The 14,355-nt window shown below is 71.8% G+C and carries 13 protein-coding genes; 6 read left to right on the top strand and 7 right to left on the bottom strand.

Annotated elements, in window-relative coordinates:
- Window positions 1–79: 79 nt before the first annotated feature.
- A complete protein-coding gene (locus tag ACIPFH_RS13770) occupies window positions 80–721 on the bottom strand; it encodes a nucleoside/nucleotide kinase family protein (protein ID WP_401826029.1) in 642 nt (213 codons plus the stop codon).
- Window positions 722–819: 98 nt separating this feature from the next.
- Between ACIPFH_RS13770 and ACIPFH_RS13765 the strand changes: the two genes are divergently transcribed.
- The 4 genes from ACIPFH_RS13765 to prcB all read left to right on the top strand — a co-directional run bounded on the left by ACIPFH_RS13765 (window position 820) and on the right by prcB (window position 5,384).
- Window positions 820–1,215: a nuclear transport factor 2 family protein gene (locus tag ACIPFH_RS13765; RefSeq protein WP_401826027.1), complete on the top strand. Its 396-nt coding sequence runs from the start codon at window positions 820–822 to the stop codon at window positions 1,213–1,215.
- Between the two features lie 114 nt (window positions 1,216–1,329).
- The gene (locus tag ACIPFH_RS13760; protein ID WP_401826025.1) at window positions 1,330–2,097 is read left to right on the top strand and encodes a beta-phosphoglucomutase family hydrolase; all 768 of its coding nucleotides are present in this window, start codon (window positions 1,330–1,332) and stop codon (window positions 2,095–2,097) included.
- Complete coding sequence (locus ACIPFH_RS13755) at window positions 2,097–4,439, top strand: glycoside hydrolase family 65 protein (protein ID WP_401826024.1); 2,343 nt, start codon at window positions 2,097–2,099, stop codon at window positions 4,437–4,439. Before ACIPFH_RS13760 ends, ACIPFH_RS13755 begins: the two co-directional genes overlap by 1 nt.
- A gap of 90 nt (window positions 4,440–4,529) precedes the next feature.
- Window positions 4,530–5,384, top strand: coding sequence for a proteasome subunit beta (prcB, locus tag ACIPFH_RS13750; protein ID WP_401826021.1), 855 nt, complete (start codon window positions 4,530–4,532; stop codon window positions 5,382–5,384).
- Window positions 5,385–5,452: 68 nt separating this feature from the next.
- Here prcB and ACIPFH_RS13745 read toward each other — a convergent pair whose 3' ends face one another.
- From ACIPFH_RS13745 to ACIPFH_RS13735, 3 genes are all read right to left on the bottom strand, one after another.
- A complete protein-coding gene (locus tag ACIPFH_RS13745) occupies window positions 5,453–5,833 on the bottom strand; it encodes a metalloregulator ArsR/SmtB family transcription factor (protein ID WP_401826019.1) in 381 nt (126 codons plus the stop codon).
- Between the two features lie 90 nt (window positions 5,834–5,923).
- Window positions 5,924–6,883, bottom strand: coding sequence for a hypothetical protein (locus ACIPFH_RS13740; protein WP_401826018.1), 960 nt, complete (start codon window positions 6,881–6,883; stop codon window positions 5,924–5,926).
- An 11-nt stretch (window positions 6,884–6,894) separates the two neighbouring features.
- Complete coding sequence (locus tag ACIPFH_RS13735) at window positions 6,895–8,367, bottom strand: APC family permease (protein WP_401826015.1); 1,473 nt, start codon at window positions 8,365–8,367, stop codon at window positions 6,895–6,897.
- Between the two features lie 330 nt (window positions 8,368–8,697).
- Between ACIPFH_RS13735 and ACIPFH_RS13730 the strand changes: the two genes are divergently transcribed.
- On the top strand, window positions 8,698–9,159 hold the full coding sequence (locus tag ACIPFH_RS13730) for a DUF5709 domain-containing protein (RefSeq protein WP_401826013.1): 462 nt from the start codon (window positions 8,698–8,700) through the stop codon (window positions 9,157–9,159).
- Between the two features lie 25 nt (window positions 9,160–9,184).
- On the opposite strand, the gene sthA is transcribed toward ACIPFH_RS13730, so the two are convergent.
- Window positions 9,185–10,588, bottom strand: a complete 1,404-nt coding sequence (gene sthA, locus ACIPFH_RS13725; RefSeq protein ID WP_401826010.1) for a Si-specific NAD(P)(+) transhydrogenase — start codon at window positions 10,586–10,588, stop codon at window positions 9,185–9,187.
- A gap of 95 nt (window positions 10,589–10,683) precedes the next feature.
- The gene (locus ACIPFH_RS13720; protein ID WP_356251665.1) at window positions 10,684–10,890 is read right to left on the bottom strand and encodes a hypothetical protein; all 207 of its coding nucleotides are present in this window, start codon (window positions 10,888–10,890) and stop codon (window positions 10,684–10,686) included.
- Between the two features lie 113 nt (window positions 10,891–11,003).
- Here ACIPFH_RS13720 and ACIPFH_RS13715 point away from each other — a divergent pair, with 113 nt between their 5' ends.
- On the top strand, window positions 11,004–13,259 hold the full coding sequence (locus ACIPFH_RS13715; RefSeq protein WP_401826008.1) for an MMPL family transporter: 2,256 nt from the start codon (window positions 11,004–11,006) through the stop codon (window positions 13,257–13,259).
- Here the strand turns inward: ACIPFH_RS13715 and ACIPFH_RS13710 are convergent.
- Window positions 13,216–14,307 (bottom strand): PP2C family protein-serine/threonine phosphatase, encoded by a 1,092-nt coding sequence (locus tag ACIPFH_RS13710; protein WP_401826006.1) that lies wholly within the window; start codon window positions 14,305–14,307, stop codon window positions 13,216–13,218. The genes ACIPFH_RS13715 and ACIPFH_RS13710 overlap by 44 nt on opposite strands.
- Between the last annotated feature and the right edge of the window lie 48 nt (window positions 14,308–14,355).

Raw genomic sequence — 14,355 nt, 5'->3', positions numbered from 1 at the left:
CATGGCACCCCGGGCATGAAGGGTTGATCCCCGTGCACGTCACGCATCAGGGCGGCCCGCTGCAACGGCCCCGGATCCGTCAGACGGGCGCCGACAGCACCAGATCGGCACGCTTCCGTGTCGTCGCCACCAGCTCGGCATTGCGCTGGTCGGACCCGCGCACCCAGGCCACCGCCTCCTCGTGCCCCTTGCCGAACTCCTCGTGGCGGGCGACCAGTCGGCGGAGCCGTTCCCGCTCCTCCAGTTCGCAGAACCAGACCTCGTCGAGGGCGGCCCGCACCCGGACCCACGCGCCCGAGTCCAGCAGCAGGTAATTGCCCTCCGTGACGATCAGCCGGGCCGTCGGCGCCACCGGGACGGCTCCCGCGATCGGCTGCTCGAGCACCCGCTCGAAGCCCGGCGCGTACACGAGGTCGTCGCCGTCCGTCTCGTCCCGCAGCCGCCGCAGCAGGGCCGCGTAACCGGCCGCGTCGAAGGTGTCGGGCGCCCCCTTGCGGCCCCGTCGGCCCAGGCGGTCCAGTTCGACGTCGGCCAGGTGGAAGCCGTCCATCGGGACGTGCGCGACCCACGGATCCCCGGTGCCGTTCAGCTCCCGCACCAGGCGCTCGGCGAGGGTCGTCTTGCCCGAGCCGGGGCTGCCCGCGAGGCCGAGGAGCGCACGCCTGCGGCCGTCCCCCGCGAGGGCACGCGCGCGTATGAGCAGATCGTCGAAAGTGAGCACACAGCAGAGTGTCGCAGTCTCCTGGAAGGAGACCCGCAAGGCCGGTCTCCCGGAAGCAGACCCGCAAGGCCGCGAGGAGCAAGGAGAGGAGGACGACCGTGTCCGACGACGAGCGGCAGATCCGGGCCCTGATCACCCGCTGGGCCGACGCCGTCCACCGGGGCGACCTCGACACCGTCCTCGACCAGCACACCGAGGATCTGGTGATGTACAACGTGCCGGCGCCGTCCCGGGGCATCCGGGGCCTGGCCGCCTACCGCGCGACCTGGCCGCCGTTCTTCGTCTGGCAGGCCCAGGGCGCCCGCTTCGACCTCGACACCCTCGAGGTCACCGCCGGTCAGGACGTCGCCTACGCCCACGCCCTGCTGCGCTGCGGCACGCCCGAGGAACTCGCCGAGGTTCCCGGCCTGCGGCTGCGGCTCACCTTCGGCCTGCGCAAGGAGCGCGGCCGCTGGCTGATCGCCCACGAGCACCACTCCTTCCCGCACGACTGACCGCGCCGCGCGCGACGCGCGGGCCCGGCGTGCGGGCGTGCCGTGCGGGCCTCCTGGGCGGGTGTGGCGTGCGACACACCGGTGAGAGGCCCGATGTGGGGGAACCAGGGCGGTATGACGACGACGCTCGGTCTCCCCGAAACGATCCACGCCTGCCTCTTCGATCTCGACGGAGTGGTCACCCGGACGGCCGTGGTGCACGCGGCCGCCTGGAAGGAGACCTTCGACGCGTTCCTGCACGCGCGCGCGGGCGAGGGATTCCGGCCGTTCGACAAGGCCCACGACTACGACGAGTACGTCGACGGCCGCCCCCGCGCCGACGGCGTCCGCACCTTCCTCGCCTCCCGGGGCATCGAACTGCCCGAGGGCGAACCCGGTGACCCACCCGACGCGCAGACCGTCCACGGGCTCGGCAACCGCAAGAACGAGCTCCTCCTGGAGAAGATCCGCACCCAGGGCGTCGAGGCGTACGACGGAACCCTGCGCTACGTCGAGGCGGCACGCACGCGTGGCCTGCGGACGGCGATCGTCTCCTCCAGCGCCAACACCCGCGACGTCCTGCGCTCGATCGGCGCCGAGCACCTCTTCGAGGTCAGGATCGACGGCGTCGTGGCGGCCGAGCGGGGCCTGCCGGGCAAGCCGCGCCCCGACACGTTCCTGGCCGCCGCCCGCGATCTCGGCGTCGAGCCCTCGGGGGCGGCCGTCTTCGAGGACGCGCTGGCCGGGATGGACGCGGGCCGCGCCGGGAACTTCGGGTACGTCGTCGGCGTTGACCGGGTCGGACAGAACGACGCGCTGTACGCGCACGGCGCGGACGTCGTCGTCAAGGACCTCGCGGACCTGACGGACCTCGCGGGCCCCGGCGAAGGGGGAGGGCGGTAGTGATCAAGGAGCGGTCCTACGCCGTCGAGCCCTGGTACGTCCGCGAGACGGAGCTCGACCTCGACGTGCTGGCGCAGAGCGAGTCCGTCTTCGCGCTCTCCAACGGGCACGTCGGCTGGCGCGGCAACCTCGACGAGGGCGAACCGCACGGCCTGCCCGGCGCCTACCTCAACGGCGTCCACGAACTGCACCCGCTGCCCTACGCCGAGGCGGGCTACGGCTATCCGGAGTCCGGTCAGACCGTCATCAACGTCACCAACGGCAAGATCCTGCGGCTGCTGGTCGACGACGAGCCGTTCGACCTGCGCTACGGGCGGCTCGTCTCGCACGAGCGGGTGCTCGACCTGCGGCGGGGCGTCCTGGAGCGGACCTGCGAGTGGACCTCGCCGGCCGGTTCCACGGTCCGGGTGCGCTCGACCCGGCTCGTCTCGCTCACCCAGCGGGCCGTGGCCGCCGTCGCCTACGAGGTGGAGGCCGTCGGCAGCCGCTCCCGGGTGGTGATCCAGTCCGAGCTGGTCACCAACGAGAGCCTGCCCGCGCCCAACGGCGACCCGCGCGCGGCCCGCGCCCTGAAGTCGCCGCTGGAGCCGGAGGAGGACGTGGCCGTCGGCCGGCGGCTGCGGCTCGTCCACCGCACCAGGCGCAGCGGGCTGCGGGTGGCCGTGGCGGCCGACCACGAGGTCACCGGTCCCGAGCGGACCACCGTCACCAGCGAGAGCAACGTCGACGTCGCCCGGCTCACCGTCACCTCCGTGCTGGAACCCGGTGAGCGGCTGCGCGTGGAGAAGCTCGTCGCCCACGGCTGGTCCGGCGCCCGTTCCCGGCCCGCGATGAGCGACCAGGTGGAGGCGGCCCTCGCGGCGGCCGGACACAGCGGCTGGGCAGGCCTCCTCGACGACCAGCGTGCCTACCTGGACGACTTCTGGTCCCGCGCGGACGTCGAGGTCGACGGCGACGAGGAGATCCAGCAGGCAGTCCGCTTCGCCCTCTTCCACGTGCTGCAGGCCGGTGCCCGCGCCGAACAACGCGCCATCCCCGCCAAGGGGCTGACCGGTTCCGGCTACGACGGCCACGCCTTCTGGGACACCGAGACCTTCGTGCTGCCCCTGCTCACCTACACCGCGCCCGAAGCCGTCGCCGAGGCCCTGCGCTGGCGGCAGAACACGCTGCCCGCCGCCCGTGAGCGGGCCACCCAACTCGGGCTGCGCGGCGCCGCGTTCCCCTGGCGCACGATCGAGGGGTCGGAGGGCTCCGCGTACTGGCCGGCCGGCACCGCCGCCTTCCACGTCAACGCCGACATCGCCGACGCCGTGGTCCGGTACGTCACGGCGACGGGGGACACGGACTTCGAAGGGACCACCGGCGTCGAGCTGCTCGTGGAGACCGCCCGGCTGTGGCGCTCGCTCGGCCACCACGACGCGCACGGCACCTTCCACATCGACGGCGTCACCGGCCCCGACGAGTACAGCGCGGTCGCCGACGACAACACGTACACCAACCTCATGGCCCGGGCGAACCTCCTCGCCGCGGCCGACGCCGTCGGACGGCATCCGGGGGAGGCCGCCCGGCTCGGCGTGGACGAGGAGGAGAGCGCGGCCTGGCGGGACGCCGCCGAAGCGGTGTACGTGCCCTACAACCACGATCTCGGCGTGCACGAACAGCACGCGGGCTTCACCCGCTACCAGCACTGGGACTTCGCCGGCACCCGCCCCGACCAGTACCCCCTGCTGCTGAACTTCCCGTACTTCGACCTCTACCGCAAACAGGTCGTCAAACAGGCCGACCTGGTCCTCGCGATGTACACCTGCGCGGGCCACTTCGACGAGGAGCAGATCGCCCGCAACTTCGCCTACTACGAGCCGCTGACGGTCCGCGACTCCTCCCTGTCGGCGTGCTGCCAGGCGGTGATCGCGGCACAGGCCGGCCATCTGGGGCTGGCCTACGACTACACCACCGAGGCCGCGCTGATGGACCTGGCCGACCTGGAGCACAACACCCGCGACGGGCTGCACATCGCGTCCCTGGCGGGTACCTGGATGGCCCTGGTCGCCGGATTCGGCGGGCTGCGCGGCGACGCCGAAGGCCTGCGCTTCGCGCCCCGGCTGCCCGAGAGGTTCAGCCGCCTCGCCTTCAGCGTCCAACTCCTCGGCCGCCGGCTGCGCGTGGAGATAGGCCCGGACAAGGCCGCCTACACCCTGTTGTCCGGCTCGCCCCTGACGATCCGTCACCACGGTGCCGAGGTGCTGGTGAACGGCGACGGTCCCGTCGTGCGCTCCGTACCGCCCGCCCCGGCCCGGCCGGTACCGCGCCAGCCTCCGCACCGGGGACCGAACACCCGCTGAGGTCCGGGACGGCGTCCGGCCGCGTGTTTTCCGGCCGCCGGGTGCTGGTAGGTAGTGGAGGTGTCCCGGACGGCGGCGAGGGGGAGCGGTATGGCGCGGAGCGGGTACGACGGGCGGCTCGCGGACGAGTTCTTCACGGCGGGCGGCTCGTCCTTCAACGACTTCCTCGCGGCGCACCGGCCCGAACTGCTGCCGACGCGCAGCCCGTTCGCGGCCGGCGTCCGGGCCGCCCCGGACAGCTTCCCGCACGGGACGACCGTGCTGGCCCTCGCCTACCGCGACGGTGTGCTGATCGCCGGCGACCGCCGGGCCACGATGGGCAACCTCATCGCGCAGCGCGACCTGGAGAAGGTGCACCCGGCGGACGACCACACCGCCGTCGCCTTCGCCGGCACGGTCGGACTCGCCCTGGACATGGTGAAGCTGTACCAGGTCGAGCTCACGCACTTCGAGAAGGTCGAGGGCGTCCCCATGACCCTCGGCGCGAAGGCGCGCAGGCTGGCCACGATGATCCGGCAGAACCTCGGCCAGGCCATGCAGGGCCTCGCCGTCGTCCCGCTCCTCGCGGGCTACGACACGGCCGCCGCCCCGGGAGCCGGGGGCCGCATCTTCAGCTTCGACGTGGCGGGCGGCCTGTACGAGAAGGCGCCCTTCCACGCCGAGGGCTCCGGCTCCCCGTACGCCCGCGGTGCGCTGAAGAAGCTGTACCACCCCGACATGACCCGGCGCGAGGCGGCCCTGGCCGCGCTCCAGGCGCTGTACGACGCGGCCGACGACGACTCCGCCACCGGCGGCCCCGACATCGGCCGCCGTATTTTCCCGATCGTCTCGGTGATCACCGAGGAGGGCTTCGAGCGACTGCCCGAGGAGGAGACGGAGGGGCTCAGCCACGAGATGGTCGAACAGCGCCGCGGCAGGCCGGACGGCCCGCACGCCATCGGCTGACGAGATCCTCGGGGGCCTCGCGGTCTCCCCGCGGGCGGACCCGCCGTCGACGTCCGCCACACCGGTGCTCAGTACTGCAACGCCACCGCCACGTCCCGTCCGAGCCGCTCGACCGCCGCCAGATCCAGTCCGTAGTGCACGTACCGCCCGTTGCGCTCCACCCGCACCAGTCCGAGATCCCGCAGCACCCGCAGATGGCGGGAGATTTGCGGGCGGGTCATGACCGGTCGAGCCGCCAGGTCGGCGGTGGTCATGGCCTGGCGGGCGATCAGCCGGCAGAGGCGTACCCGGCGCGGGTCGGTGAGCGCCGGCATGCGGCCGCGGGCCGGCGTGACGCCCACGTCCGGCGCCTCCACCGGGAAGTGGGCGACGGGCGGCAGGCCGGGCTCGTTCTTCACCAACAGGTGCGGGGCGCCGTACAGCGTCGGTGGTGACACTCCGTCACCCACGACGGGACTGCAGCCCGCGCGGGCCGCGAACCCACCGGCCCCCGCGCTCGAGGTGATCGCGGGGGCCGGTGGGCGGGGGAGTTGCCGGTGTCAGTCGCGTACCCCCCAGTCCTTGCGCCGCCTGGCGATCTGCTGGACCGGATCACCGGTGTACGACCAGGGCGTGCGGGTCGCCCGGTGGCCGAGGATCCGCAGCAGCGGCGCCGCCACGTCCACGGTGCCCGCCCCGCACGCGGCGTGCGCCAGGTAGTTGAAGTCCCGCAGCTCCCCCGGGGCGACGGCGTCCTCCTTACGGCCCATGATCCAGCGTTCCCAGGTGCGCCGGACGTCGCTGACGGCGCCGTCGTTGTTCCAGTGCTGGGCGAGGCCCACCGCGGTGGAGCGGCTCTGCGTGGTGTCGAGGGCATGGCGGAACTCCTCCACGCGCGCGTACTGCACCAGCACCGGCAGCGGACAGCCCGGCGGGGCCACGCCGGCCGCGTCACGGGCGAAGTCGTACATCAGCCCGTGCGAGCCGTGCCAGCGGGCGGAGTAGTAGTGCAGGACCTGGAGGTGGCCCTCCATGCTGTAGGGGTCCCGCCGGTGCAACTCGTCCCACCAGCGGGCCAGTTCCTGCCGGCGCACCCCGGCCGGATAGAGGCGGGCGACCGAGATCAGCGAGGCCCACGGCGTCGGATCGTCCGGGTAGGCCTCGGCGGCGGACAGACACGCCAGCACCGCTCCGTCGACACGGGTCTGGTCGATCGGCGCCCCCCGGCCCGCGGTGATCGCCAGGTTGAACGCCCGGGCCGTCTCCGTGGCCGCCCGCAGCACCAGCGCGTCGGAGCTGTGCGGCTCGGCGGCCAGCCAGGTCTCCACCGTCGAACTGCCCACGCAGGCCTGCGCGAGCATCCGGACCCGGTGACCGCGGGCGAGCCAGTCGGGGCCGGTGGCGCGCAGCAGGTCCCGCAGGCCCTGCCAGCGGCCGATGACGATGTCGTGCCGGGTGGAGGAGAGGGGAGCATCCCCGCAGTCGGGGTCGAAATCGGGAGCGAAGCGGTCCCGCGCCATCGGGTCCCCTCTCAGAAGTCGGTGGAGAGACCCTCGTGGCCGGCGGAGTGCGCGGCCGGCCGGCCGTCGGGCACGTAGTCGGACTCCACGGTGCGCGAGGCGTCCAGCCGGGAGGGCCGGTAGTAGTCGCTGCCCTTGCGCCAGTACCAGAGCATCGGCACCAGCCCCACGGCGAGTCCGCCGATGCCGATGGCGACCGCCGCGGGATCCAACTCACCGAGCGACTCCGCGAAGATCCAGAACATGAACAGGGAGCCGAACAGCGGCCACAGTCCGCCGAGGAGGAAGTCGGACGGGGACTTCAGCAGGGTCTTGCGGTACGCGACGACCGCCGCCAGGCCCGCCAGACCGTAGTAGATCGCGATCTGCAGACCGATCGCCGAGATGGCGTCGGCGAGGATGTCGCCGACCGATCCCAGCGCGTTGGAGGCGACGAACAGCACCAGCGCCACCCCGCCCACCACGACGATCGCCGCCCAGGGCGTGTTCCAGGTGCGGTGCACGCGGCCCAGCGCGGACGGCATCGTACGGTCCCGGCCCATCGCGAACAGCGAGCGCGTGACCTGGATGAGGGTCGTCTCCAGGGTGGCGACGGTGGACAGCATCACGGCCACGATCAGCAGCTTGCCGCCCCAGCCCGGCCACACCTCCTCGCCCAGCGCGGCCAGCACGTTGGCGCCGTTGTCCTCGATCCGCTGCGAGCTCAGGATGACGTTCACCGCGATGGTGAAGACCTCGAAGAGGAGAAAGACGATGCCGACCCCGATCAGCCCCGCCAGGCCGGTGGTTCGGCGGCTGTTGCGGGTCTCCTCACTGAGGTTGCTGGTCACGTCCCAGCCCCAGTAGTAGAACGCGGCGACCAGCGCGCCGGACGCGAATCCGGACACCCCGTCGAAGTGGCTGAATCCGAGCCACGACCAGTCGAACGGCAGCGAGTTGTCCGTGTGGAACAGGGCGAGCACCGCGAACAGCGCCAGAATCGCCAGCTCCACACCCGACATGATCAACTGCGCGCGCACGGTGAGCCGGGCCCCGCCCAGCACCACCGCCAGCATCACCACGAACCAGGCGGCGCCGACGACGGTCGACAGCGCGGTGTTGTCGGCGAGTCCCTCGTCGAACAGGGCGAGCGTCATCGACCCGGCCGGCAGCGAGCCCGCCACCATGAAGATGGTCGCCGAGATCACCAGCGCCCAGCCGCTGATGAAGCCCAGGAAGGGGTGCAGCGTGCGTCCCACCCAGGAGTAGCTGGCGCCGGCGTTGACGTCGATCCGGCCGAGCCGGCTGAAGGCCAGCGCGATGCCCAGCATCGGTATCGCGCAGTACAGCAGTGCCGCCGGTCCTGCCAGGCCCACGGCGCCGGCCAGAACCGCGGTGGTGGCGGCGATGGAGTAGGCCGGCGCGCTGCCGGCGACCGCCATCACCACCGTGTCGAAGGTGCCCAGCACATTCGCCTGGAGCCCTCTTCCGGTGCTGTTGCTCATGGTTGCGCTGCTTTCCGTCGTGCACGCCGCCCGAGCGGGGAGGACCCGGCGGCGTATGGGGGGGGTGAGGGTGGAACGCCGCCGCGCGTCAAGAGGGATGACCTCGGGAAACGTCGGCGGAGCAAGGCGCGGAGGATACCGTTCCAGCACTGCGTCCGCGGACGGTCACACCGAGTGTGCGAGTGACTATAGCCCCAACTATTGAGCTTTCAAGATTGACGGATGGGTAACGTCCACGCCGCCCGTGCGGATGGCATGTGCCGCGATTGGAGCGGGCCGCACGGGAAACGCGGACGGGGAGAGAACAGCCGCTGCCACGAGGAGGCATTCATGGGTACGGAGCCCGAGGCGATGGGCGACGACGTCTACCAGCCCACCGGAACGAACGAGGAACAGGAGGACGGCGCCCCGCTCGACCTTCAGGACGCCGTCGACGAACGCACCTACGACGACACCCTGGACGAGGGCTACTCCCCGCCGGAGAAGCCGCTCGGGGTGACCAAGTACGGCACCACCGCGGCCGAGCAGCACGACGGCGAAAGCCTCGACCAGCGCCTGGCCCAGGAGAACCCGGACGCGTCGGCACCGGCCGGGGACGGGGTCGGCGATCTCCAGGGCGGCGAGGGCGAACCCGTCGACCCCGAGGTCGGAGACCGGCGCGCGGGCCGCCTCGTCGCCCCCGACGAGGGCGCCCACTCCGACGTCGTCAAGGAGGAGATCGCCCAGGACGTGGGCATCGACGGCGGGGCCGCGGGCGCCGAGGAGGCCGCCGTCCACATCGTCGAGGAGTGAGCGGCCCCGCGCCCCGGCGCCCCTCTCAGTCCCCGATGCGGTCCAACTGCCGCAGCCGGTTGGTGGCGTCGAGCGCGGCGACCTTGTACGACTCCGCCAGCGTCGGGTAGTTGAACACCGCGTCGACCAGGTAGTCGACGGTCCCGCCGCAGCCCATCACCGACTGCCCGATGTGGATGAGCTCGGTGGCTCCGGTGCCGAAGCAGTGCACCCCGAGGAGCTTCCGGTCCACGGGCGAGACAAGCAGTTTCAGCATGCCGTGCGCGTCGCCGATGATCTGCCCGCGGGCCAGTTCGCGGTAGCGGGCTATGCCCACCTCGAACGGCACGCTCTCCTCGGTGAGCTGGTCCTCCGTCCGCCCCACGAAGCTGATCTCCGGGATGGTGTAGATGCCGATCGGCTGGAGGTGGTGCATCTGCCCGACGGGCTCGCCGCACGCGTGGTAGGCGGCCGCCCGTCCCTGCTCCATCGCCGTCGCCGCGAGCGCCGGAAAGCCGATGACGTCACCCACTGCGTAGATGTGCGGGACCGGGGTGCGGTAGTGCTCGTCGACCTCGATCCGGCCGCGCCGGTCCGCCGCCAACCCCGCCTTGTCCAGGTCGAGTTCGTCGGTGAGTCCCTGTCGTCCCGCCGAGTACATCACCGTGTCCGCCGGAATCTTCTTGCCGCTCTCCAGCACGGTCAGCGCACCCCGCGCATGCCGTTCCACGGCGGCGACGGTCTCCCCGAAACGGAAGGTCACCGCCAGGTCCCGCAGGTGGTACTTGAGCGACTCGATGACCTCGACATCGCACATGTCGAGCATTCCGGCCCGCTTCTCCACCACCGTCACCTTGCTGCCGAGCGCGGCGAACATGGACGCGTACTCCATGCCGATCACACCGGCGCCGACGATCACCATGGACTGCGGAACCCGCTCGATCGTCAGGACGTTGTCGGAGTCGAGGATGGTCCGCCCGTCGAACTCCACGCTGTCCGGCCGCGCCGGCCGCGTCCCGGTGGCGATCACGATGTGCTCGGCGCTGATCAGCCGCTCCTGTCCGGTGATCTCACGCAGCGCGACGGTGTGGGCGTCGACGAACCGGCCGGTGCCGGCGAACAGGGCGACGTGGTTGCGGGACAACTGACTGCGGATGACGTCGATCTCACGCCCCACCACATGGTCGGTGCGGGCGGTGAGATCGGCGACGGTGATGTTCTCCTTGAGGCGGTAGCTCTGTCCGTACAGGTCGCGCTGGGTGAGACCGGTGAGGTACAGCACCGCCTCGCGCAGGGTCTTGGAGGGAATGGTGCCGGTGTGGAGGGAGACCCCGCCGACCATGTCGGGGCGGTCGACGACGGCGACCCGGCGGCCCAGTTTGGCCGCGGCGATGGCGGCCTTCTGACCGCCGGGACCTGATCCGAGAATGAGCATGTCGAAGTCGGGCACCCTCCGGAGTCTGTCAGCCGCAGGGCATGCCGGGGAAGAGCGGGACCCGATCGCCCACTGCGATCGCCTGCCCCGATCGCCCGGGCCGGGTCCGGCTAGGGCAGCAGCTTCTCGATGGCGCCGGGGCCCTCCTCGGCCAGCTTGCGACGCGCCCACTCGAGGTTGCGCGGGGTGAGGTCCCGGCCGGTGGCGAGGACCATGTCCTCCGGGGACACCTCGGTGCCGGTACGGGTGTGGAGCAGTTTGTCCGGGGTGGCGCGGTCCGGGGAGGGCTGGGCGGCGCCGGGCTCTGACGTCGGCATGGTGTCTGCTCCTCGCGTCCGAAGGAATGTACTAACACCATTCATCCTGGAGCCGCACCCCGCAATCCCGATCAGCTCCGGCCGAGATGCCGGGAAGATCAGGTGGGCGTCTAATGGGCTCCATGGCACCCACCACCGCCGGGAACCCGCGACGCGGGGGACTGCGCAGGCTCGGCGCCTGGTGCGCCCGTCACTTCCTGATCGTCATCATCGCCTGGCTCGTGGCCGTCGTCGCCCTCCAGGTGGTCAGCCGCACCGTGGGCGGAACGTACGAGGACGACTTCCAACTACCCGGAGTGCAGTCCACGGAGGGCCTGGACGTGCTGCAGAAGCACGACCCGCAGGCCGGTGGCTACAGCAGCCAGATCGTGCTGCACGACGAGCAGCAGCCCGTGAGCGCGCTGAGTTCGCAGCTGTCCACCACCGTCGGCGACCTCCAGAAGCTCCCCCATGTACTCGCCGCCCAGAACCCGCTCTCCGTGACCTCGTCGAAGGTCGGCCCGGTGTCGAGCGACGGCAAGACCGCCTATGTCACCGTCCGCTTCGACGTGCAGCCCTCGACCCTCGGCGACGACTACCTGGACGGCGTCGACCAGGCCGTCCAGCCGCTGCGGGCGGCCGGCGCCGACGTCGAGTACGGCGGTTCGCTCGGCGAGCTGGCCCGTCCCGCCGCGGACGACCGGATCAGCGAGCTGATCGGCTTCGCGGTCGCCACCGTGGTCCTGCTCGTCGGCTTCGGCAGTGTCATCGCGGCCGGACTGCCCCTGTTCACCGCCCTGATCAGCGTGGTCGGCGGCCTCGCCTGCCTCGGACTGCTGGCGGCCGCCTTCACCTTCGCCACCGTCTCACCGACCCTCGCCACCATGATCGGTCTGGGCGTCGGCATCGACTACGCCCTCTTCCTGATCACCCGGCACCGGCAGAACCTGATGGACGGCGCCGATCCCGCCGAGGCCGCCGGACACGCCAACGCCACCAGCGGCCGCGCCGTGCTCGTGTCCGGCACCACCGTGATCATCGCGCTCTTCGGTCTGTACGCGTCCGGGGTGTCCTTCATCGGCAAACTCGGACTCGCCGCCGCCATGACCGTCGTCTCCGCCGTCGTCGGCGCCCTCACCCTCGTGCCCGCCCTCCTCGGGCTCATCGGCAGACGCATCGACCGCTACCACGTCCGCAGGCCGGTCGCCGAGACCGACGTCGAACCGGGCGCCGTACCGCACGGCACCTGGCACCGCTACGCCAAGCGCGTCGAGCGCAGACCCTGGGAGTACCTCGGCGCCGGGGTGGCCGTCATCGCGATCCTCGCGATCCCGGTCTTCTCCATCCAGCTCGGCCACATCGGCGACGGCGCCGACCCGACCTCCTTCACCGACCGGCGCGCCTACGACCTGATGACCGACGCCTTCGGACCCGGCTCCAACGGCCCCCTCACCGTCGTCATCGACCAGACGTCCGTCCCGTCCGACAAACGCTCCGACCTCTCCACCCAGGCCCAGAAGACCCTGAACGCGGTGCCCGACGCCGCCACGGTCACCCCGCTGACCGCCACCAGCGACGGCGACGTCCTGCTCGCCACCGTCTACTCCGAGCAGTCCCCGCAGAGCGGGAGCACCACCGACCTGACGAACCGTCTCGTCGACGACACCCTCCCCGACGCGGTCTCCGGCTACGACGCCAAGGGTTATGTCACCGGCACCACGGCCGCCCAGGTCGACTTCCGTGACATCGTCGCCAGCCGACTGCCCCTGATCATCGGGGTGGTCGTCGCCCTCGCCTTCCTGATCATCCTCGCCGTCTTCCGCGGACTCCTCGTCGCGGTCAAGGCCGCCGTCCTCAACGTCCTGTCGATCACCGCCTCGTACGGCGTCGTCGTCGCCGTCTTCCAGTGGGGCTGGGGCGGGCCCGCGCTGGGCGTCCACGGCAAGGTGCCCATCGAGAGCTATGTGCCGATGATGATGTTCGCGATCATCTTCGGCCTCAGCATGGACTACGAGATCTTCCTGCTGTCCCGTGTGCACGAGGCCTGGCTGCGCACCGGCGACGCCAAGGACGCCGTCGCCCACGCCCTGGAGATCACCGCCCGGGTCATCACCTGCGCGGCCCTGATCATGGTGAGCGTGTTCTCGGCGTTCATCATCAGCGACAACATCGTCGTCAAGATGCTCGGCCTCGGCCTCGCCGTCAGTGTGCTGATCGACGCCACCGTCGTACGGCTGCTCATGGTGCCCGCCGTCATGACCCTGCTGGGATCGCACGCCTGGTGGACGCCGCACTGGCTGGACCGGATCCTGCCGCACATCGACGCCGAGGGCGACGCGGAGACCCTCAGCGGTCCGCCCGACGGCCCGGCGCGAGAACGAGCATCGTGACGTCGTCGCGGACGGCGGGGGAGTACCGCAGGACATCCGTCCACACGCGGTCGGCCGTCGTCGCCGGGTCGGCGCCCGCGGCGAGCGCGGGCAGCCGGTCGAGGAGGGGGTAGAACACTCCGGCCGTGTCCCTGGCCTCCGAGACGCCGTCCGAGGCGAGGAAGAGACGGTCGCCGGGGCGCAGCGGCAGGACGTGGGCGGCGAGCGGAGCGCGTTCCGGCAGGCCGAGCCCCAGCGGTGTCCACGGGACGAGGTCGACCTCCGTGGCCGTGCCGTCGCGCAGCAGCACCGGCGGAGGATGCCCGCAGACGACGATGCGCACCGCGTCCGCGCCCGGCGCGAACTCCAGCAGGACGGCCGTGGCGAACAGCTCCGCGTGCGCGACCCGCGCCGAGTCGACCACCAGCCGTCGGTCCAGGCGGGCGGCGACCTCCTCCAGGTCCGGCTGGTCGAGCACCGCCTCCCGGAACGCGCCGAGCAGCGAGGCCACGGTCGCCACCGCCGCCAACCCGTGCCCCTGGACGTCGCCCAGCACCGCCCGCACCCCGTACGCGCTCGTCCGCACGTCGAAGAAGTCGCCGCCGACCAGCGTCCCGCGCTGCGCCGTCCGGTACAGACCCGCGCAGGCCACCGGGCCGACCCACTCGGGCACGGGCGGCACCAGGGCGTTCTGCGCGGCCTCGGCGATCGTTCGCTCGAGATCCAGCTGTACGTCCCGCCGACGCCGCACGAACGACACGAACACGCTGAGCACGGCCACGAAAATCGTCGTCAACAGGTCGGCCTCACCCGGCTGATCGAGGTGGAACGCGGGCACGTTGAGCATCACGACCACGGCCGCGCCGAGCAGCGCGGTCGCCACCGGACCGTACGACAGCACGGCCAGCGGCGGGATCGCGCCGAGCATGAACCCGATGTCCAGCGGCTCGGGGCTGGCCAGCGTCACCACGCAGACGCCCGCGACCAGAACGAGCGGCAGGGCCCGCACCCAGCCCGGCGGCGGCGCGCCCCGCAGCCAGCCCCGCCGTCCCCCGTCCAGTTGTCCCATCCCACAACGCTCCCCCTCGGGACCGGCCGGCGCACCCCGAAACAAACC

Origin of the sequence: Streptomyces sp. NPDC088157 (assembly GCF_044741545.1) — a bacterium.
Lineage (GTDB): Bacteria > Actinomycetota > Actinomycetes > Streptomycetales > Streptomycetaceae > Streptomyces.
Note: the sequence above shows the minus strand (reverse complement) of the source record. Positions and strands in the feature narration are given on the sequence as shown.